Origin of the sequence: Dactylosporangium salmoneum, from assembly GCF_039532525.1 — a bacterium.
GTDB lineage: Bacteria > Actinomycetota > Actinomycetes > Mycobacteriales > Micromonosporaceae > Dactylosporangium > Dactylosporangium salmoneum.
The window spans coordinates 100966-121138 of record NZ_BAAARV010000003.1; the positions used below are offsets into that span (position 1 = coordinate 100966).

The 20173-nt window shown below is 72.9% G+C and carries 22 protein-coding genes and 2 pseudogenes; 8 read left to right on the plus strand and 16 right to left on the minus strand.

Annotation, left to right across the window (positions count from 1 at the left end):
• Positions 1-327 precede the first annotated feature (327 nt).
• Positions 328-540 (minus strand): annotated as a pseudogene (locus ABD352_RS00710) (sigma factor); the annotation flags it as partial.
• A gap of 82 nt (positions 541-622) precedes the next feature.
• On the opposite strand from ABD352_RS00710, the gene ABD352_RS00715 reads away from it, so the two are divergent.
• Positions 623-1030, plus strand: coding sequence for a hypothetical protein (locus ABD352_RS00715; protein ID WP_344610181.1), 408 nt, complete (start codon positions 623-625; stop codon positions 1028-1030).
• A gap of 14 nt (positions 1031-1044) precedes the next feature.
• Here ABD352_RS00715 and ABD352_RS00720 read toward each other — a convergent pair whose 3' ends face one another.
• From ABD352_RS00720 to ABD352_RS00740, 5 genes are all read right to left on the minus strand, one after another.
• On the minus strand, positions 1045-1488 hold the full coding sequence (locus tag ABD352_RS00720) for an SRPBCC family protein (protein ID WP_344610182.1): 444 nt from the start codon (positions 1486-1488) through the stop codon (positions 1045-1047).
• Positions 1481-1849, minus strand: coding sequence for an ArsR/SmtB family transcription factor (locus tag ABD352_RS00725; RefSeq protein ID WP_344610183.1), 369 nt, complete (start codon positions 1847-1849; stop codon positions 1481-1483). The genes ABD352_RS00720 and ABD352_RS00725 overlap by 8 nt, the downstream gene beginning before the upstream one ends.
• Positions 1846-2307, minus strand: coding sequence for an SRPBCC family protein (locus ABD352_RS00730; protein WP_344610184.1), 462 nt, complete (start codon positions 2305-2307; stop codon positions 1846-1848). The genes ABD352_RS00725 and ABD352_RS00730 overlap by 4 nt, the downstream gene beginning before the upstream one ends.
• Positions 2308-2391: 84 nt before the next feature.
• A complete protein-coding gene (locus ABD352_RS00735; protein ID WP_344610185.1) occupies positions 2392-3885 on the minus strand; it encodes a carboxylesterase/lipase family protein in 1494 nt (497 codons plus the stop codon).
• A gap of 82 nt (positions 3886-3967) precedes the next feature.
• Positions 3968-4909 carry a GlxA family transcriptional regulator gene (locus ABD352_RS00740; RefSeq protein ID WP_344610186.1) on the minus strand — a complete coding sequence of 314 codons (942 nt, stop codon included), beginning with the start codon at positions 4907-4909 and terminating at the stop codon, positions 3968-3970.
• A 95-nt stretch (positions 4910-5004) separates the two neighbouring features.
• Here ABD352_RS00740 and ABD352_RS00745 point away from each other — a divergent pair, with 95 nt between their 5' ends.
• Positions 5005-5661 carry a DJ-1/PfpI family protein gene (locus ABD352_RS00745; RefSeq protein ID WP_344610187.1) on the plus strand — a complete coding sequence of 219 codons (657 nt, stop codon included), beginning with the start codon at positions 5005-5007 and terminating at the stop codon, positions 5659-5661.
• 14 nt (positions 5662-5675) lie between these two features.
• Positions 5676-5978, plus strand: a complete 303-nt coding sequence (locus tag ABD352_RS00750) for a hypothetical protein (protein ID WP_344610188.1) — start codon at positions 5676-5678, stop codon at positions 5976-5978.
• An 82-nt stretch (positions 5979-6060) separates the two neighbouring features.
• On the opposite strand, the pseudogene ABD352_RS57480 reads toward ABD352_RS00750, so the two are convergent.
• The 3 genes and pseudogenes from ABD352_RS57480 to ABD352_RS00760 form a co-directional block, all read right to left on the minus strand.
• Positions 6061-6147: pseudogene (locus tag ABD352_RS57480) on the minus strand (ECF transporter S component); the annotation flags it as partial.
• Between the two features lie 88 nt (positions 6148-6235).
• Positions 6236-6802: a hypothetical protein gene (locus tag ABD352_RS00755; protein WP_344610189.1), complete on the minus strand. Its 567-nt coding sequence runs from the start codon at positions 6800-6802 to the stop codon at positions 6236-6238.
• A 266-nt stretch (positions 6803-7068) separates the two neighbouring features.
• On the minus strand, positions 7069-8094 hold the full coding sequence (locus tag ABD352_RS00760; protein WP_344610190.1) for a LacI family DNA-binding transcriptional regulator: 1026 nt from the start codon (positions 8092-8094) through the stop codon (positions 7069-7071).
• Positions 8095-8312: 218 nt separating this feature from the next.
• Between ABD352_RS00760 and ABD352_RS00765 the strand changes: the two genes are divergently transcribed.
• A complete protein-coding gene (locus tag ABD352_RS00765) occupies positions 8313-8453 on the plus strand; it encodes a hypothetical protein (RefSeq protein WP_344610191.1) in 141 nt (46 codons plus the stop codon).
• Positions 8450-9418: a polysaccharide deacetylase family protein gene (locus ABD352_RS00770; RefSeq protein ID WP_344610192.1), complete on the plus strand. Its 969-nt coding sequence runs from the start codon at positions 8450-8452 to the stop codon at positions 9416-9418. Before ABD352_RS00765 ends, ABD352_RS00770 begins: the two co-directional genes overlap by 4 nt.
• A 122-nt stretch (positions 9419-9540) precedes the next feature.
• Here ABD352_RS00770 and ABD352_RS00775 read toward each other — a convergent pair whose 3' ends face one another.
• Complete coding sequence (locus ABD352_RS00775) at positions 9541-9678, minus strand: hypothetical protein (RefSeq protein ID WP_344610193.1); 138 nt, start codon at positions 9676-9678, stop codon at positions 9541-9543.
• A gap of 211 nt (positions 9679-9889) precedes the next feature.
• On the opposite strand from ABD352_RS00775, the gene ABD352_RS00780 reads away from it, so the two are divergent.
• The gene (locus ABD352_RS00780) at positions 9890-12976 is read left to right on the plus strand and encodes a hypothetical protein (RefSeq protein WP_344610194.1); all 3087 of its coding nucleotides are present in this window, start codon (positions 9890-9892) and stop codon (positions 12974-12976) included.
• Positions 12977-13076: 100 nt separating this feature from the next.
• Here ABD352_RS00780 and ABD352_RS00785 read toward each other — a convergent pair whose 3' ends face one another.
• The 5 genes from ABD352_RS00785 to ABD352_RS00805 form a co-directional block, all read right to left on the minus strand.
• Positions 13077-14633: a methyl-accepting chemotaxis protein gene (locus ABD352_RS00785; RefSeq protein ID WP_344610195.1), complete on the minus strand. Its 1557-nt coding sequence runs from the start codon at positions 14631-14633 to the stop codon at positions 13077-13079.
• A 100-nt stretch (positions 14634-14733) separates the two neighbouring features.
• Positions 14734-15699, minus strand: a complete 966-nt coding sequence (locus ABD352_RS00790) for a hypothetical protein (RefSeq protein ID WP_344610196.1) — start codon at positions 15697-15699, stop codon at positions 14734-14736.
• Positions 15700-15948: 249 nt separating this feature from the next.
• Positions 15949-16221 (minus strand): DUF4235 domain-containing protein, encoded by a 273-nt coding sequence (locus tag ABD352_RS00795; RefSeq protein WP_344610197.1) that lies wholly within the window; start codon positions 16219-16221, stop codon positions 15949-15951.
• Entirely contained in the window at positions 16218-16430 is a 213-nt protein-coding gene (locus tag ABD352_RS00800; RefSeq protein ID WP_344610198.1) for a DUF3618 domain-containing protein, read from the minus strand. The genes ABD352_RS00795 and ABD352_RS00800 overlap by 4 nt, the downstream gene beginning before the upstream one ends.
• On the minus strand, positions 16427-16837 hold the full coding sequence (locus ABD352_RS00805; RefSeq protein WP_344610199.1) for a phage holin family protein: 411 nt from the start codon (positions 16835-16837) through the stop codon (positions 16427-16429). The genes ABD352_RS00800 and ABD352_RS00805 overlap by 4 nt, the downstream gene beginning before the upstream one ends.
• An 80-nt stretch (positions 16838-16917) precedes the next feature.
• On the opposite strand from ABD352_RS00805, the gene ABD352_RS00810 reads away from it, so the two are divergent.
• Together ABD352_RS00810 and ABD352_RS00815 are read left to right on the plus strand one after the other, a co-directional pair.
• Complete coding sequence (locus ABD352_RS00810; RefSeq protein ID WP_344610200.1) at positions 16918-17373, plus strand: DUF6158 family protein; 456 nt, start codon at positions 16918-16920, stop codon at positions 17371-17373.
• Between the two features lie 71 nt (positions 17374-17444).
• Positions 17445-17852, plus strand: a complete 408-nt coding sequence (locus ABD352_RS00815; protein ID WP_344610201.1) for an ATP-binding protein — start codon at positions 17445-17447, stop codon at positions 17850-17852.
• Positions 17853-17929: 77 nt separating this feature from the next.
• Here ABD352_RS00815 and ABD352_RS00820 read toward each other — a convergent pair whose 3' ends face one another.
• Complete coding sequence (locus ABD352_RS00820) at positions 17930-20113, minus strand: MMPL family transporter (protein ID WP_344610202.1); 2184 nt, start codon at positions 20111-20113, stop codon at positions 17930-17932.
• Positions 20114-20173 lie beyond the last annotated feature (60 nt).

A 20173-nucleotide genomic window follows, 5' to 3' on the forward strand; every position in this document is an offset into this window, starting at 1 on the left:
GCGCCGCGGCCACGACGAGCCGGAGCGGGGCGCCCACTGGACGGGCTGCCAGGGGTGCCACTGGGGCGGTGGCGAGGCGGGCGAGGCGGGCAGGGCCGCGGGCGGCGGTCCCTCGGGTGTGTCCGTCATGCCGACCTCCCCGTGTCTCGGCACGGGGTCGATGCTATCGGATGCGTGCACCCCGGCCGGAAACCGTCGCGCGCGCCGGGCCGGCGACGCGCGCGTCTCACAGGTTCTTCACAATTGCCGGGCGGGTCCTTAACATTCGCCCCCGCCCGGCCGTGTTCTCAGCCCGCCATCGCCGCGTTCTGCCGCTGGAGGGCCCGCGCTGTTGACCGCGACCGGCGTGATGCCGAGGTACAGCCACGTGCGCACCGAGGCGCGCTCCTCGAACCCGGCGAACCCGCGCCAGGCCCGCAGGTAGGTCTCCTGCACGAGGTCCTCGGCCTCGTCGATGGACCCGAGCATCCGGTAGCAGTGCGCGGTCAGCTCACCCCGGAGCGGCTCGGCCACCACGCTGAACTCGTCGACGATGGTCATACCCGTACGGACCCCTGGACGGACCGGAAAGCGTCGCGCCCGCGGCGATAGCCTGTGCGCGGCGGACGGAGGGCGGATGCTGGTGGCGGCGTTGACGGGCGACCTCGGCTGGGGGCTGCTGGTGGTCGGCGACAGCGGGGCCGGCTTCCGCGACCTGCCCGAGCGGTGGCCCGGGGAGGGACGCGAGCGGCCGCCGGTGGTCGCGGGCGAGGACGCCTTCGTCGTGTCGGTGCGCCACCCCGCCGACGGCGGGATCGAGGTGCGGTTCTGGGCCGGCGAGGAGGACTGGGGGCGGCGCGGGGCCTGCGAGCTCGCCGTGGTCGCGATGCGCGTGCCGTCCGGCGTCGTCGTGCTCGGGGACGTGCTGCGCGAGACGGTGGTCCGCGCGGACGTGGGCGCCGGGCGGTACCGCGTCCAGATCAACGCCGACAACGCGGTCTACCCCGCCGTCATAGACGTCGTGGCGGTCAGGGAGCCGGAGCGTCCCTGACCGCCGGGCGTGGCTCAGTGCCAGTCGCTGATCTGCACGTCGCGCGGGGCGGGCGCGCCCTCGCCGGTCTCGACCAGGGACTTCAGGCTCATCAGGAAGATGGCCCACTTGGTGCTGCAGTGGTACATGAACTCGACCGGCTCGCGCCAGCCGCCGTGCTTGAACAGCACGATCGTGTAGTCGCCCTGCTGGTGCAGGTCGAAGTCGATCGTCGTGCCGATCCACTCGTCCGGCCCGGCGACGACGCGCCACGACACGCGCGCCTGCGGGCGGGTCTCCTGGACCTCCATGTCGAAGCCGCCGACCGGGAAGCGGAACGCCACGACGCCGCCCGGCGCGGGGTCGCCCTTCGTGTCGTCGGTCCACCAGCCGGCCAGGCCGTCGATGGTCGTCAAGGCCTCGTAGACCTTGTCCGGCGCCGTGGTCTTCACCCCGACGCGGTGCAGAATGTCAGCCATTCCCGTGCTCCCTCGTGTCAGATGTGCGCTGGATCGCCTCCGCGATCCGCTTGATGCGGCGCAGGCGGGCGTCCCACGCCGAGCCGACCGACGCCAGCTGGGCGACGGCGCGGGCGAGCTGGGCGTCGTCCACCCGGTACCGCTTCTCCCGGCCCGCCGGCTGGGCCCGCACCAGGCCGACCCGCTCCAGCACGCCGAGGTGCTTGGCGACGGCCTGGCGGGTGACCGGCAGCTGCTGGCCCAGCGTGGTCGCGGTGCCCTCGCCGTCGACGAGCAGCAGGTCGAGCATCCGGCGCCGGGTCGGGTCGCCGATCGCGGACCAGAGGTCGTCGTCGACCCGCTCGGCCAGCGCCGAGGTCACGGCCGGACCCGCAGCGTCGCCACGTACGGCGCCACCCGGGGCAGGAAGTAGTCCCAGCCGGTGATGTGGTCGCGGTACTCGTGCTCGATCTTCGCCGCTTCCCAGCCCAGCTCCCGGAAGCCCGTCTCGGTCATCCGCAGCAGCGTGCCGTCGCCCGAGGGGCTCAGGTCGAACGTGACGAACAGCGAGTTGCCCGGCGCCGCCTCCTCCCCCGCGGGATGAATCCAGCGGAAGGAGAAGGTCCGCGGCGGCGTCACCTCGACGACCGAGAACGACGCCACCTGGCCGCCCTCCGCGGGGTCGCCGAACGAGATCACCCCCGTCGACCCGGGCACCGGCTCGTAGTCGGCCTCGTCCGGCCACCACTGCTTGATGTGGTCCGGGCTGCTCACCACCTCGAAGACGATCTCCGGCGACGCCTCGACGTAGATCTCGCGTTCGATGGTCCCGAGCTCCATACGATCCTCCTGCAACCTTTGGTTGCTCATCACGCTACTGCGCGACCCGGGATCGCGCAACCATTGGTTGCAGATGGTCGGGCGCTATCCGCCGATCAGCGGCAGCACGGGGAAGTCGTAGTCCTGCCAGATCAGGCGGGAGGACTCCTCCGGGTAGGCGGTGACGACCGAGGGGGCGTCGAAGACCCGGGCGAGGCGTTGCCCGGCGTCGTAGGCGGGCCAGCCCGGCTCGCCGGTGGCGGCGAACGCCGCCCAGGCCGTGCGCATCTCGGCGGACAGCGCCTCCGCCTCGGGCGACGGGCCCCCGATGAGCATGGCGGGCTGGCCGCGGTCCAGGTTGCCGAACACGAGCGGCACGTCCAGGCCATGGCAGGCGCCGAAGCCCCCGCCCATGCCCGGGGCCGGCCAGGTCAGCTCGTAGACGTGGGCCCGCCCGCCGCCGGCGGCCTGCGCCCGGGCGAGGTGCAGGGTGGGCATGCGGAACAGCCAGTCCGAGTGGACCAGCTCGTACAGCTCGCCGGGGCCCGCGTCCGCGAACGCCTCCCGGTAGCGGCGCTCGCCGTCCGGGCCGGGGGCGAAGACCCGCAGGGCGGCGGCCTCCTGCTCCGGCGTCACCTGCCCGAGCAGGCCCTCGAGGGCGGTGAACAGCCGCTGCTCGTCGCGCGTGTGGCCGGCCAGCAGGCCGACGTCCCGGCCGGCGCCGCCGGCAAGCGCGCGCCACGGGGTGTCCGGCAGCACGTCACCGTCGACGACCGGGGCGAACAGGATCGACCGGTGCGCCGCCCGGCCCCACCGCGGCGCCCGCTCGCGCATCGCGGCGGCCACCACCTCACCGGCGACGACCAGCAGCTCCGGGTCCGCGGCGGCCAGCTGCGCCACCGTGGGGCGCGCCCCGAGCTCGCGGGCGCAGGCGGCGGCGATGTCGGCGGCCAGCTCCGCGGAGAAGAACGTGCCCGGCACGCTCTGCGCGACGGCCCGGCGGAACAGTCCGGCCGCCCGGGGCATCGCCAGCAGGGCGGCGACCGAGCCGGCGCCCGCCGACTCGCCGAAGACGGTGACCAGGTCCGGGTCCCCGCCGAAGCCCCGGATGTTGTCACGCACCCACTCGAGCGCGGCGACCTGGTCGAGCAGGCCCCGGTTGGGCGGCGCCCCCTCGATCTGCGCGAAGCCTTCGAAGCCGACGCGGTAGTTGAACGTCACCACGACGACGCCGCCGTCCCGCGCGAGCCGGCCGCCGTCGTACTCGGGATAGCCGGCATCGCCGATGGTGTAGCCGCCGCCGTGGACCCACACCATGACCGGAAGGTTCGCGCCCGGGCCGGGATCGGGCGAGAAGACGTTGACCGTCAGCCAGTCGTCGCCCGCGGCGGCCGCCTCGCGGCCGAACGCGCTGGGCTGCGGGGGCGGCGGGCCGTACGACACGGCCTCCCGCACGCCGTCCCAGCCCCGCGCCGGCCGCGGCGCGGCGAAGCGGAGCGCGCCGACCGGCGCCTCGGCGAACGGGATGCCACGGAACACCACCACGCCCGCCTCACGGCCGCCGCGCACCGCCCCGGCCGCCGTGCGAACTTCGGACATGGCCATGGTCCCCTTCCCGAGCGGCAGTGAGGGCACCGCGGGATTGTTCCGCCGGACCACCGGGGCGCGCCAGCCACTTACACTACGGCCGGAACGCCATCCGGTAGGCCTGCGGCGTCACCCCGGCGGACCGTTTGAACTGCGCCCGGAAGTTGGTGGGCGAGGCGAACCCGGCCAGCGCCGCGATCCGCTCCACCCCCAGGTCGGTCGACTCGAGCAGTTCCTGGGCCCGCCGGATGCGCGCCCCGGCCAGCCACTGCATCGGCGTGCGCCCGGTCTCGGCGTGGAAGCGGCGGTTGAGCGTCCGCACGCTCAGGCCGGCCCGGGCCGCCACCTCGGACAGGCTCACGTTCCGGTGCGCGTGCTCCTGCATCCACGCGAGCACCGCGCCCAGCCCCGGCGCGCCCGGGGCGGCCGGGCCGGGATGCACGATGAACTGGGCCTGGCCGCCGTCGCGGTGCAGCGGGGCCACCGCCAGCCGGGACGCGGAGGCGGCCACCGCGGCCCCGTAGTCGCGGCGGACCAGGTGCAGGCACATGTCGACGCCCGCGGTCGCCCCCGCCGAGGTGACGAACTGTCCACTGTCGACGTACAGCACCCCCGGGTCGAGCTCGACGGACGGGTACCGGCGCCGGAAGTGCTCGGCGGCGGCCCAGTGGGTCGTGGCCCGGCGCCCGTCGAGCAGCCCGGCCGCGGCGAGGGTGAACGCGCCGACGCAGATCGAGGCGATGCGCACCCCGGCCGCGGCCGCCGCCCGCAACGCGTCGATCACCTCGCCCGGCACGCCGCGCTCCGGATGATTGCGCCCGGGCACCACGATCGTGTCCGCCCGGGCGAGCGCGTCGAGTCCACTGTGGACGACGAGCCGCACCGGCCCGGCGTCGACCTGCGCCTCGGGCCCGCAGACCTCGACCCGGTACCCCGGGCGCCCGCCGGCCAGCCTGACCCGCCCGAGCACCTCGACCGGCGTGGCCAGGTCGAAGGCGATGGTGTCGGGGAGCGCCAGCACGAGCACGCGATGCACGCGCCGAGCCTACCCGCGCCCGATGGCCGGATACCGCCGAAGGACGGCAATCCTGCCACTGTTCGCGCCCCGCCGCGGGGGCGAGCATCGGGGGCATGCTGATCCAGATCGTGCTGTTCGACGGGTTCGACCCGCTCGACGTCATCGCCCCGTTCGAGGTCCTCGCCGCCGCCGGCGCGGCGAGCGGCGGCGGGTTCGACGTGGTGCTGGTCGCCGCCGACGGGCCGCGGACCGTCGTGAGCGGGACCCTCGGGCTCGCCCTGCAGGCGTCCGCGCGCCTCGACCCCACCCGGCCCGGCTACGTCATCGTGCCCGGCGCCAGCGGCCCGATCGCCGGCGACCCCGACGAGGGCGCGGAGACGATCCCGGTCCTGCTCGGCCGCTTCGCGGACTCCCCGGCGGTACCGCTGATCCGCGCCGCCCTGCACAACCCCGAGGTCACGGTGGCCACGGTCTGCGGCGGCTCCCTCGCCCTGGCGATGGCGGGTCTGCTCGACGGCCGCCCCGCGGTCACGCACCGCCTCGGCATGGACGTGCTCGACGCGACCGGCGCCGTCGCCGTGCCCGCCCGGGTCGTCGACGACGGCGACCTGGTCACCGCGGGCGGCGTCACCTCCGGCCTGGACCTCGCGCTGCACATCACCGAACGCGAGCTCGGCCCGCGCGTCGCGCACGCCGTGGAGGAGCTGTTCGAGTACGAACGACGCGGCACGGTCTGGCGCAACACCGGCCGCGCGCCGGTGACGATCTGAAGGGGACAGTCCACATGCACCCGATCCTCGGCACGTGGGACGTGCGTCTGAAGACCCCGATCGGCACCATCGCCGCCGTCTACGAGTTCACCGGGACGCCGGACGGCATCGAGGGCAGCGCAACGGCAAAATCGGAGACGGTACCCCTGGAGGCCATCGCCTGCGACGGTCCCCGCGTCACGTGGCGGCAGTCGGTGACCCGCCCGATACGCCTGCACCTCGAGTTCGATGTGGTGACGTCCGGCGACACCTTCGAGGGCCACTCGAAGGCCGGCCGGCTCCCCCGCACCGCCGTCACCGGCACCCGCCGCGCCTAGTACTGCAACGGCAGACGGATTGACTGTGCAGATGTTTCGCTGTGACAGCGGCGGAGATCGAGGCGTGGTCGGTCGGGGGGCGTGGGAGCAGGCCAGCGCCGAGCCCCACCCAGGACGCGGCGAGCATCTGGAACGGCAGCCACGGCCCCACCGGGCCGCAGGCGAGCGCTAACCACGCTTGCGGCTTGTGACTCCCGGGCCACGCCAGGTACGCCACCGGTCACCGTCCAACCGCCGGTCCTCAAACGACTGGGCACTCAATGCGCGGTGTGCGTCTGCCAGATCACGTCGTACGTATTGGACAGCTCGTAGTGGTCATAAATCACCACATTGCCGTCCGACTGGATCGCCAGGAGTCGCGTCACACCGTCGTCGGTTTGGCAACACGTGTTGGTCGCACCAAGCACCTTGTTATTTGCACTGTACTGGACGAAATTGCCGTCGAAACCCTGGAAAAAGCTGTACGACGTGTGCAGGTCCACGTAGGACGATGATCCCATGCTCCATTTCTGGTTGTAGTTCTCGTCAAACAGAATGATGTTTTCCGAATGCAGACCCACGCGCAGCTGCGACTTTCCGATGATGCAGAAATCGCCATCCGCGAAAATCACGTCCGTAAAGAGCGCGACACGGACACCGTAAAAGTTCGGATTGTAGTACCAGTTGCCATTCCGCATATGCACGTGACAGTGGTCGTTGTACCCCCCAACGAATCCGAAGTCACCATAACCGCCAGGCACAGCATGAGCCTCGGCGGCTGGGCCGAGCGCGGCGGCGGCCATTGCCACAATGACCGTCACGACCATTCGAAGCCAGCGCATCACATTCCTCCTAATGAATGTCGGATTGCCGCACTGAGGCTACTCGGCTCCCCTATAACCGCCCTCTCATTGCGATATCGCCGGGCTACAGTGCCGAACCAGCACTGCAACGAATGGGCCTGCGCCACCGCCTGCCGCCGCGGGGCCGAACGCCGCAGCACGCTCGGCCCCTGGCTCCACACCCACAATCACCACGCGGACACCCGCACTAGAGGGCCGACCACCCGCCAGCCGCGTTGCCAACCTCACGGGACAGAACAAATTGGTCCCTACACTGAGGCGGCCGGGGCGGCGGTGCTGTCGCGCACGACCAGCTCCGTGGCCAGCTCCACCCTCGGGGTCTCCAGCACCTCACCCAGGGCCAGCCGCAGCACCGTGCGCGCGGCGAGCAGTCCCATCTCGGCCAGGGGCTGCCGTACCGTGGTCAGCGGCGGCGAGGCCCACCGGCTCTCCGGCAGGTCGTCGAAGCCGACCACGGACACGTCGTCGGGCACCCGCAGGCCGCGGCGCCGGACGGCCTCGTAGGCGCCGAAGGCCATCTGGTCGCTGGAGGCGAAGATCGCGGTCGGCGGGTCGGCGAGGCGCAGCAACGCGTCCGCGCCGGCCCAGCCCGACTCGTGGTAGAAGTCGCCCTGCTGCACGAGGGCGGCATCGATGTCCAGGCCGGCGGCGGCGAGCGCGGCGCCGTAGCCGTCGAGCCGGGCCCGGCTGCACAGCAGGCGCTTCGGCCCGGCGATGAACCCGATCCGGCGATGGCCGAGCGACAGCAGGTGCTCGGTCGCACGCAGCCCGCCGGCCCAGTTGGTCGCGCCGATCGTCGGCACGTCGCCCACCGTCGCGCCGGCCGGGTCGACGACGGCGAAGGGGATGTCGAGGCGCTGCAGCTCGGCGTGCAGCGGCGGGGTCACGTCCGAGGTCACGAAGATGACGCCGTCGGTGGCGCGGGCGCGCAAGTTCTGCAGCCACTGGCGGGCCGAGGCGGCCTGGCCGTGGATCGCCGAGACGACGGTGCCGATCCCGGTGGCGTGCGCGACCTCCTCCACCCCGCGGATGATCTCGACCGCCCACGGGCTGTCGAGGTCGTTGAAGACCAGGTCGACGAGGCCGGCGGCGGGCCGGTTGCGGCCGGCTCGCCGCCGGTACCCGTGCTCGCGCAGGATCGCCTCCACCCGCTCGCGGGTCTGCGGCGACACGTCCGAGCGCCCGTTGAGCACCCGCGACACGGTCGGCACCGACACGCCGGCCTCCCGCGCGATCGCGGTGATGGTGACCCTGGGCTCATCGTCGACTGTCACTGGAGAATCCTCCCGCACCTTCCGTGGTACTTCCAAAAATCTCGGAACCCTTCCGGAACGTGATCGACGCCGAACGGCCCAGATGGCGCCCCTGTTTCCAAAATTTTCCTAGTCAGAACGGTTGCGTGCGCTTCCGGAAGTCGTTGACAGGCCCCCGCCGCGGGTTCATCCTGCCCTCATCGACCATCGTCAATCATGTCGACGAGGAGGACGGGTCCATGACCGACAACCCCGCCCCGCCGGCGGGCCGCCGCCCGCTCGGCGCCGCCTGCGCCGCGGTGCTGCCGCCCGGCGGCGCCGCCCACGCCGCGATCACGACCAACCAGACCGGCACCGACAACGGGGTACTCCAGCCATGAGAACGCTCATCGCCGCCCTCGCGGCGACGACCAGCCTGGCCGCCGGCGCCGTGGCCCTCGCGGTCACCGCCGCCCCGGCCCACGCCGCCACGTGCAACGGCTACGTCGGCCTCACCTTCGACGACGGGCCGTCCAACGACAAGACCCCGGCGCTGCTCAACGCGCTGCGGCAGAACGGCCTGCGGGCCACGATGTTCAACGAGGGCCAGTACGCCGCCGCCTACCCGGCCCAGGTCGCCGCCGAGGTGAGCGCCGGCATGTGGGTGGGCAACCACAGCTACACCCACCCGCATCTGATCCAGCAGAGCCAGGCCCAGGTCGACTCGGAGGTGGCCCGCACCCAGCAGGCCATCGCCGGCGCGGGCGGGGGGACGCCGCGGCTGTTCCGCCCGCCGTACGGCGAGACCAACGCGACCCTGCAGTCGGTCGAGGCGAAGTACGGTCTCACGCAGATCATCTGGGACGTCGACTCCCAGGACTGGAACGGCGCGAGCGTGGACGCCATCGTGGCCGCCAACGCCAGGCTCACCAACGGCCAGATCATCCTCATGCACGAGTGGCCGGCCAACACCCTCGCCGCCATCCCGCGCATCGCCCAGGGCCTGGCCGCCCGCGGGCTGTGCGCCGGCATGATCTCCCCGCAGACCGGCCGCGCGGTCGCACCCGACGGAGGTGGCGGCGGAGGGGGCGGAGGGGGCGGCAGCTGTACCGCGACCCTCTCCGCCGGCCAGCAATGGTCCGACCGCTACAACCTCAACGTGACCGTGACCGGCAGCAACACCTGGACGGTCACCATGAACGTGCCGGCCCCCGAGCGCGTCATCGCGACCTGGAACATCGCCGCCAGCTACCCCAGCGCCCAGGTCCTCGTCGCCAAACCCAACGGCAACGGCAACAACTGGGGCGTCACCATCCAGACCAACGGCAAGTGGACCTGGCCGACCGTCTCCTGCAGCACGGCCTGACCGCACCCGCCGGCGGGTCCCGGCCCGGGGCCCGCCGGCGTGGCCTTCGACGCACCGTCGCCTCGTCCGGCTCCGGGGTTCCCGGGCTGGCCGCACGAGTCCGCGACCAGCCCGCCTCCCGATCACCGCGCCGAGCCGCCGCGGGGTGGCTTCCCCCGGCCGTGACGGCTGGTGATGAGCAGGATGACCGCGACGGCCGCGTTGACCATCTCCGAAACGTCGCCGATCGCGCCCGTGATCGCCTGCCAATGCTGCTGCATGGAATCCCCTTCGTGGAGCGGATGGATGGGACCGGCCGGTCTCCTGCTGCCGACCCATGTCACCGCCTCGGCCGGGCCTCCGGCGACAAGACCGGAGGCTCCCGGACGACATCGCGCCACACCGCCGGCGTGACCAGGACGTGTGCACCCCGGCCCCGGCCGGCTCTACGCTTGGGTGCGCAATCACCGGAGGGGCGCCGGAGGATGAGGGATGCAGTCGTTCGACCCGTCCACCGTGCGGACGCGCGAGGAACTGGCTGACGCCCTGAATGCGCTGCGCAACGGCCGTGGCCATTCCTACGAAGCCATGGTGCGGGCTTCTCGTGCCGTCGGCGCGAAGGCGCAACTTGCTCGCAGCACCGTTGGCGACATCCTCTCGGCGAAGACCATGCCGCGGCGAGAGACATTGCTGGCCTTCTTACGCGTGTGCGAAGTCCCGCCGAGTCAGATCGGGGCGTGGCTGGGAGCATGGGAACGCGCGATGAGCGCCGATCTCATACGGCCGTGCGGCGCGACGCATGTCCGTGACGCCGACCCACGGCTGCTCGGCGTCCACGCCGCCATCACGGCCGACAGCGCCGACGCCATCCACGAGATCCCCGTCGCGGGTGCCGACGACGATGGCGCAGCGGGTCAGCCAGGCCCGTCGGCCGGTAGGACCCGGACCCGACCCGAGGCGCCACGGGAATCGGAGGGTGCCCTGCCGGTGTACGTCCGGCGAGACTTCGACGACCGGCTCCGGGCGGCGGTTACCAGCGGGTGCTTCCTCCTGCTCGTCGGTTCGTCGTCAGTGGGCAAGACGCGCTCGGCGTTCGAGGCGATACGAGCGTGCGTGCCGGACTGGCGCCTGGTGCATCCGCCCGACGCCGACGCCGTGCGGGCCTTGGCACAGTCGCCGCTGCGCCGTACGGTCGTCTGGCTCGACGAATTGCAGCGATTTCTGGGCAATCAAGGCATCACCGGCGCCACCATGCGGGCACTGCGAGCTGGCGGAGCCATCGTCATCGGCACGATCTGGCCGGAGATCTATCTGGATCGGTCGGTTTCCGTCCGATGGGATGACGGCGGGTCCGACGACGATCGTGAACTGCTGAAACTGGCCCACGTGATCGACGTGGCCACCTCGTTCACCGACCAGGAACGGCAACGAGCGACCGCTCTCGCCGCGTTCGACCGCCGCCTGCGTATCGCATTGTCGACCATGGACATCGGTCCGACGCAGGTCCTCGCGGCTGGGCCCGCGATCGTCCGCCGCTGGATGCAGGCGCCTGACCCGTACGCCAAGGCGGTGATAACCGCAGCCGCCGACGCCCGACGAATGGGGGCGTGGTCGGCACTACGCCCCGAGTTCTTCGAGGCAGCCGTGATCGGTTACCTGACGCCCGCGCAACGAGCCGTCGCACCGGCCGGCTGGCTCGACACCGCGTTCGCGTACGCGTTGATCCCCGTGCATGGTGCGGCCACGACGCTCACCCCGGTCCCGGCTGACGGCCGGAGGCTGGGCGTGGTCGCCGGCTATGTGGTCGCTGACTACTTGCTGGAGTACGCGCGTCGCGCCCGGCGCACCACACCGGTGCCCGATGCTTGTTGGGAGGCCCTGCTCGAGCACACGCACAACCGGGCCGACCTGCACCGGCTCGCCGGTGCCAGCAGGAAGCGCATGCGGCCCGACCGCGCCGAACAGTGCTATCGGCGCCTCGCCACCGAAGGCGACGAACAGGGCGCTCTGAGCCTGGCCGACCTGCTGCGCGAACAGGGACGGACCGACGAGGAGATGGCGCTCCTGAGACAGCTGGCGGCGACGAATCCCGACGCCGGCACGCGAAGGCTTGCCAATGCCCTGCGCGCCGCGAGCCGGATCGAGGAGGCGATCGCCCTGCTGGCGCCGCCGGAGGAGGGCACCTGGCGCTATGCCCAGGGCTACGTCGAGGCGATGACTGCCAACGGGCGCCGAAACGAAGCCATGGTAGTGCTGCGGCTGCGCGCCGCCGAACACGCCGATGCGGTCCACGAACTGGCCGACCACCTGGCCGCACAGGGCGCTCCCGATGAGCTGTGGGCGTTGTTCCAGCGCTACCCACAGTATGGCTATCTGGCCTGGCAGGCCGGCTGGCTGCGGCTGAGGGCCGGAAGGATCGAGGAAGGGCTGGATGCCATCCGTGCGATCGCGGGCTCCGATGCACTCGATGCGGCGGAGACCTTCGCAAGACTCCTCGTGGAGCACGGGCGGATCGACGAGTTGCGCACCCGCGCCTACGGGGGCGACAGCTGGTCGGCCCGGTGGCTCGCCGAGTGGCTGAGCGACAACGGTCAAGCAGACGAATTGGCCGACCTCGCCGACCGCTACAGCGATGGGTCGCCACTCGAACACTTGCTGTCCAACAGGCTGGCCGAAGCACTGTTCGACCAGGGAAACGTCGAGCGACTGCGGGCCCGCGCCGACGCCGGCTGTCGATCTGCCCGGTACCGCTGGGCCGAGCTGATGATCGAACACGGTCGCATTGAGGAGGTACGCGCACGGGCCGATGCGGGCGGACGGCCGGAGGCCATCCGACTGGCGCAGATGTACGAGACCACCGGCTCGCTCCGGCACGCGATCGAGGTACTCCGCGGCCACCCCGACCTGGCGTGCCAGCTCGCCGACCTTCTGGCGAAGGCCGGCCGCCTCGATGAGGCGATCGACGTGATCCGCCCACGGGCCACCGAAGGCCATCGAGACGCCCTTTCCGCTCTGCACGGTCTCTTGGTCCGCGCCGGCCGCGACGACGAGCTGCGGTCTCGGGGGAAGGCCGGCGACCTAGGGGCCTATGCCGCGCTGGCGTATGCACTCGAGCGCGCGGGTCGTATCGACGAGGCGATCGAGGCCCTCACCGCGCGGTTCGCCTTCGATCAGGGCGAGAACCGCGGGTTCCGCTTGGCCGAGCTGCTCCAGCGCGAGGGCCGCCTCGACGAGCTATGGGCGCTGGCCGACCAGGGCTCGTGGCACGCGCAGCGGCACCTGTCCGCGCAGCTCGCCGCTCACGGAGCTGTTGACGAGTTGCTCAGCCGCGCCCAGGCGGAAGACGGCGGTCTGTACCGGATTCCGTTGGTGGACCTGCTGACGGCACAGGACCGCGTCGACGAACTCCGGGACCTCGCCGTCCGGCGAGACCAGTACGCCACGCGCCACTATCTCCAGATACTGGCCAGGCAGGGACGCACGGCGGAACTCCGAGAAGAGGTCGAGGCAGGCACCGACGGGGCGGCGCAGAGGCTGACAACGCTCCTGCGTCGCCAGCACGGTCAACGGATGCGGTGAACGACACCGCCGCCGGCACCACGAGCTACCTGGCCCCCCTGACGGTTCTCGCTTTCGGGGCTTACGCGGCATGACCCCGCCCGTGCGGCGTCGGCAGGCCTCAGACGCGGAACCGGCTCATCGCCGCGGTCAGCTCGTCCGACATGCGAGCCAGCGCGGCCGACGTGGCCCGCGCGCTGCCGACCGCCGCGTTGGTCGAGCCGGCCGCCTCGGCGACGCCGTCGATGTGCTGCGCGATCTGGTCGCTGCCGCTCGCCGCGACCGAGACGCTGCGGCTCATCTCCGCCGTGGTCGCGGTCTGCTCCTCGACGGCCGAGGCGATCGTGGTCTGGAAGTCGCTGATCCGGTCGATGATCCGCGAGATCCGGTCGATCGCGGCCACCGCGGCCGCGGTCTGGTCCTGGATCGTGGTGATCCGCCCGGCGATGTCCTCGGTGGCCCGCGCGGTCTCCTGGGCCAGCTCCTTGACCTCGCTCGCCACCACCGCGAAGCCCTTGCCCGCCTCGCCGGCCCGGGCCGCCTCGATCGTCGCGTTGAGGGCGAGCAGGTTCGTCTGCTCCGCGATCGAGGTAATCACCTTGACGATGTTGCCGATCTCCGCCGACGACGTGCCGAGCTCGCCGATCACGGTCGTGGTGTCCCGCGCCTCGGACACGGCCTCGCCCGCGACGGTCGCCGCCTCGGCCGCGTTGCTGGAGATCTCCCGGATCGAGGCGCCCATCTCCTCGGCACCGGCGGCGAGGGTGGCCACGTTGACCGACACGTCCCGGGCCGCCTGCCGCACCGCCTCGGCCCGCTGCGAGGTGCGCGCGGCCCCCTCCGACAGCTGGTCCCCGGCCACCGCCATCTCCCGCGCCGACCCGCGCAGCGCGTCGGCGTTGCCGGCGATCTCGCGTACCGTCTGCCGGATGCTGTCGGTGGCCCGGCCCAGCGCCGCCGCCATCTGCCCGACCTCGTCGCGCCCGGCCACGTCCGCGTCGCGGGTCAGGTCGCCGTCGCCGACCGCCGTGATCACGCCGGTCACCCGCCGCAGCGGCCGCGTGACGGCCCGCGTGACGATCCAGGCGACGAGCAGCCCGAGCACGATCCCGAGCGCGCCCCCGACGATGATCCACCGGTCCGCGCTCGCGCGGACGCTGTGCACGTGCTTCGCGTCCGCCGCCGCGCCCGCCGCCTGCGCCTTGGTCAGCGCCTCGAACCGCTTATCGATGTCGGTGGTGAGCTGATCGGCCGCGTTGTACCCGTCCCAGAACGTCGCCAGGTCGTTCCTGTCGGCGGCGGGCAGCAACTTCTGGTCGCGGACCTGGACGTACGACGTCCAGTCCTGCCGCAGCGCCGTGAAGTCCGCCGAGTCGACCGTCTGCGCCTCGAACTCCTGGAACGCCGCGGCGATGTCCGCGTCGAGCGCGCCCATGGAGGCCTTGTTCTTGGGCCGCCACTCGGCGTCGGACAGGAAGTAGTTCAGCACGAAGTTACGGTCGGTGAGGATGGTGGACCGCAGCCGCGCCAGCGTCTGCGTGGGCATGACCCCGTGGTTGTAGACCGACTCCGCCCCGTCGGCCAGCCGCCCGGAGCTGGTCAGGCTCACCACGAGCATCACCGCCGAGGCGACGACCACGACCAGCACCGAGGTGAACACCTTGACGCCGACCGGCATGTCCCGCAACCGCCCTGCCAGCCCACCGCTCGCCATCCGAGAACCCCCTTCACCGGTACCATCGGTGCCGGACGTCCTCGCTTGAGGCAATGGCGAGGTGTCAGCGCGCCTGGCCCTGCTCGGACGATTCGCCCGGCCCGGCGTCCTCACGGGCGTCGACCACCGACGGGTCCGCGCTCTCGGACGACGACTGCGCCGACGGATCCGGCCCTGCGGCCTCGGCCGACGCCGGCGGGGAGGCGGGGACCGCCGGGAAGTGCGCCGAGGGGTCGGGGCAGATCATGTACGGCCACGGCGCCCCATGGAAGCCCGCGGGAGCTCCCGCCGGGAAGACGACGGGCGCGCCGACCGGATGGGCGACAGGAACGCCGGCGGGGTGGGCGACAGGAACACCGGCGGGATGGGCGACAGGAACACCCGCGTAGCCGGCGAACTGCATCATCGGCAGGCCCGCGGGCAAGGCAGCGCGCGGCACGAAGTACTGGTTCGCGGGCGGCAGCGCCAGCAGCAGCACGACCGCGAGCATCAGCCCGAAGACGAGCAGCGCGCCCACCGCGCCGCCGGCGGCCGCCGCGTCGCCGAAGGTGTCCCCCCGGCCGTACACCTCCTCAGCGAACGACCGCCCGCCCTCCACCGGCCCCGGGTCGTCGATGATGGCCCCGTCGCCGATCAGGATGTCGATCAGCCCGAAGGGAACGAACCCGCCGCACACCTGCGTGAGCCCGAGCAGCAGGATGCCGCCCCCGCCGACGAACACGAGGATCCGCCCGACGTTCGACCCGCGGCGCACCGGCCACAGCGTGGCCGCGAACCAGATCGCCGCCAGCAGCAGGGGCACCCCGACCACCAGCAGCCCGACGTAGTTGCCGCTGCGCAGCGATGCCACCTCGTCCGGGTCGGCGCTCGGCATCCGCGCCGCCACGCTGGAGATGACGTGGTCGAGGTGCACCACGTAGGCGATCACCAGCCCGACGCCCCCGAGGAACAGCGCGACGACGGCCAACTGGAGCCACGCGGCGACCGTCACCTGTCGGGGACGGGCCGGACGCACGGGATCGATGGTCATGCCGCCCGAGGATACGGACCGTCACCGATGCGAGCCCGGCCCGTTCGTCCACAAAAGATCGTCCGCGAGGCCCCAACCTTCGCGCACCACCGCGAAGCGGCGCTGATGATGACGTACCGTCACGACAGCGTCAGGCGGATCGATCGGCTCGGCCCCGGGCCCGGCCGTCGTGCAGGATGAGCAGGCCCGCGGCCAGGCGCAGCATGGCCGCGCCGGCCAGCACCCACATTATCCACGGCATGACGGGCCTCAGCCCGGCCAGTGGCCGGTGGCCCGGCGCACGGCGACCGCCCCGGCCCGGTCCACGGCGGCCTCGACGAGGGCGAAGATGGCGCCCTGCAGCGCGGCCGCGGCCAGGACCTCGCCCCAGCCGCGGTCCTCGTCGGTAGCGTCGGGAGCGTCGTCGTCGTGGCCGGCCAGCCGCCAGGCCTGCTTGAACAGCGCGCCCGCGACGAGGCCGGCGCCGGCGCCCAGCAGGAGCCCGACCGGCTTGTACGCCAACCGCCCCGCCCAGCCGCTCACGACGCCCGCCGCCGGTGCCGCACCAGGCCCGCCGCCGCGCCCGGCAGGGACAGGGCCCGGTGCCACGCCCGCACGATCGCCGCCGCGGCGCGGGCCTTCACGTCCGTGCGGGCCGCGAGCTCCTCGACGGTCCCGCTCAGCGCCTCGCGCGTCTCGGCGATCTCGGCCTGCAGCCGCCGCGGGTCGCGCGCGTCTCCGGATCGTGTCATGCCGTCCGTCCTTCCCGCACCGCCGCCTGCACCGCGCTGACGTCGGCGCTCACGTTGGCCACCGTGGCCTGCGGGGTCAGCGGCGTGGCCCGGCGCAGCTGCCGGCGCCCCAGCGCCGCCGCCACCCCGGCCGCGGCCAGCACCACCACGGTCACCACCAGGACCGCCAGCCACAGCGGCCACACCAGGTCGAGTGCCACCACGGCGAGGGTCAGCGCGAGCCCGAGCCCGAACCAGCCCAGCACCGCCGCGACGCCGAACAGGCCGCCGCCGATCCCGGCCCGCCGGCCCTTCTGCGCCAGCTCCGCCTTGGCGAGGGCGATTTCGTCGCGCACGAGAGTGGTGAGCTGCTCGCCGGCCCGGTTGACCAGCTCGGCGATGGAACGATCGGCGTCGTCGCGTGCCATGACACCGGTCATTCCCTTGCCCCGCGACAACGAAACCCGGCGAAATGCTTCACCTCGCCGGCGGCGGGTATCCGGCCGCGATGGACGAGATTGAGCGGCTGCTCGACGCCGTGTACGCCGGGCAGGAACGCCTCGAACGCGACGAGATCGTCCGGCACGCGGTCGCGGCCGGCGCGGCGGCGACGACCGTGGACGCGCTGGAGACGCTGCCGCCGGGCGACTACGCCTACGACGAGGCCCTCGACGCCCTGGCCGGCCTGGGCGCGCAGGACCGGGCGGACGCGGCCCCGCCCGGGGTGCGGGCCGAGGCGCTGTCCGACGACGACCTGAGCCGTGAGCTCGCCCACCTCCACGAGACGCGGGACGAGACGTTCCGGCACGGCCCGGCCCGGGCCCTCGAGCACCACGACCAACGCACGGCCGAGCTCGAGGCCGAGTGGGTGCGCCGCTACCCGGACCGGGCGGTGGAACCCCGCCGCCTCCGCGATGGCGCCCGGGAACCGGATATTCACGATTTACCGCCTGACGGAGTATAAATCCGATAACAGGTGCCCGCCGCGGCGCCCCGTAAACGAATGGCCCGCGCCGGGTGGGGTACTCCGAAGGCATGACCCCGCAACGGCATCAGGTGGTCCGGTGGCGGCCGCCGCACGGCGAGGACGCCGCGGTGGCCGCGGACGCCCGCGCCTGGGCCCGCCGGGCGCTGCCCGGGCTGCTCGCCGAACCGGCCCGCACCAACCTGGAGGACGACGTCGAGCTGCTGGTCAGCGAGCTCGCCGCGAACGCCGTGCTGCACGCCGGCGGCCTCGGCCACGTCGAGCTGCACTGCACCGGCAGCGAGCTGCGCATCGTGGTGCACGACGAGGCCCAGGCGTTACCGGTGCCCAGCCCGTCCGTGGCCCCGGACATCGACCACGGCCGCGGGATGCTGCTGGTCGAGCTGCTCGCGACCCGCTGGGGCGTGCGCCCCCACCCGGGCCGCGGCAAGGACGTCTGGCTCGACCTGCCTCTCTGACGGCAGCGAGCCGGCGAGGACGGCAGCGAGCCGGCGAGGACGGCAGGGAGCCGGTGAGCGCCCGGGGCCGGGCGCTCTCACCGCAGCGCCGGTTCGGTCTCCGGCGCCGCGCCGACCGGCTCCGGGGCGACGGCCGAGCCCAGCACGCTCAGCAGCGCCGGGGCGAGGATCGAGCGGACGATGAACGCGTCGATGAACACCCCGACGGCGAGGGCGAAGGCCAGCTCCTGGAACGGGCGCAGCGGCACGATCAGCAGCAGGCCGAAGCTCACGGCCAGGGTGAACGCCGCCGTGCGGATGGCCCGCGCCGAGTGCGGGAGGGTCACGGCCAGGGCCTCGCGCAGGGGGCGCTTGCGGGCCTCCCGCCACGCCGGGCCGATGCCGAAGATGTTGTAGTCCGAGCCGAGCGCCACGAGCAGTACCGCGGCGGCGAACGGCACATAGAAGGTCAGTCCGTCGTCGCCCAGCCGGTCCTGGAACAGCCACGTGGTGAGGCCCAGCGTGGCGCCGATGGCCAGCACGCTGCACACGAGCAGCCCGACCGGGGCGATCAGGGCGCGCAGGAACACCACGAGGAAGAACAGGTTGGCCAGCAGCGCGGCGAGGGCGATGCGGCCCAGGTCGTGCACGGTCTGCTCGACGATGACCCGGGCGACGGCGGTGTCGCCGGCGAGGCCCGCGGTCGCGCCGGTGAGACCCGCCGCGGCGAGCATGCCGGGCAGGTCGCGGTTGAGCCGGTCGGCGGTGGCCACGGCCCGCCCGCCGAGCGGCTCGTCGGCCAGGATGAGCAGGAAGCGGGCGGCCCCGCCGTCGCGGGCCTGGAAGACGCTGAGCCCCTCGGGCAGGCCCTGGGTGCCCGGGCCGATGACGCCGGCGACGCCGGGCTCGGCGGCCAGGGCCTTGTACAGCCGGTCGAGGCCGGCGGCGTTGTTCGCCACGCCGCCGCCCTCGACGAGCACCTCGGTCGGGGACAGGATGCCGTCGGCGAAGCCGGCCTCGGCGGCGTTCGCGGCGACCCGGGTCGGGTTGCTGGGCGGCAGCGCCTCGACGAAGGACACCCCGAGGCGCAGGTGCGCGGCCGGCAGCGCGGCGAACACCAGGCCGGCCACGCAGGCCAGCAGGGCCGGCAGGGCGAACCAGCGCCGGGTCAGCAGCCGGGCCCAGCCCCGCCCGAGGAGACCGACGGAGTCCTCGGGCCGCTGGCGCAGCGGCGACCAGAACGCGAACCGGCCCAGGATGCCCAGCAGGGCCGGCATCAGCGTGACGGAGACGAGCATGCCGATGAGGATGGCCAGCGCCATGCCGGGGCCGAACGCGCGGAAGGTGGGCGCGTCGGCCACGATCAGCGCGCCGGTGCCGGCCGCGGCGGTGAGCCCCGCCGTCGCCACGATCGGGGTGAACCGGGCCGTGGCGAGCCGGGCGGCGGACAGCCGGGGCTGCCCGGCGGCGAGCTGCCTTCGGGCGGCGGACAGGTAGAACACGACGTAGTCGGTGACCACGCCGAGCAGCAGGGCCACCACCAGCGGCTGGGTCTCCTGCGGGACCGGCACCCCGAGCCGCTCGGCCAGGGCGCCGCCGACGTGCAGGGTGAGCAGCGTCGCCACCCCGGCGACGCCGAGCGCGAGCGCGGGGGCGATGAGCGAGCGGAACGCGATCGCCACGATGAGGAACACGGCCCCGATGGTGATGAGCTCCAGCTTCGGCACCGAGTGCTGGACGAGCCGGGTCTGCTCGACGCGGGCCGGGACCGAGCCGGTGACGCCGACGACGGCGTCGGAGGCGTCGTAGTGGGCGGCGACGAACCGCTCGGCCGCCTTCACCTGCTGGGCGAAGGTCACGTCCGGGTCGGTGAACAGCAGCGTGACGATCGTGGTGCCGGTCTCGGTCGAGCCGGGCAGCACGCCCTTGGCGTTCATCACCGGTACCGCCGCCCGGATCGGCGCGACGTCGGTGAACGTGCCGTCGGCCACCGAGCGGGCCCGCTCGACCGCCTTGCGCTGCGTGTCCTCGGGCAGGCCCTCGGCCCGGCGCTGGACCACGGCGACCCGGCTCAGCAGCGGGAAGCCGAACCGCTGGAACGAGCGGACCTCGTTGGCCACCGCCGGGTTGCCTGCCGAGACCAGCTCCTCGAGGTCGCTGCCGCTCTGCCCGACCGCCGGCAGGTACACCACCGACAGTCCCGCCGCCGCCAGCCAGCCGACGACCACCAGCCACCGCAGCGCCACCACCACGCCCGCGTACGCCCGCCACAATCCGCTCATGGATTCCTCCTCCGCGACGGCGGGATACCCCGCCGCCGCGAAGGGAAAACGAGCTTTCTC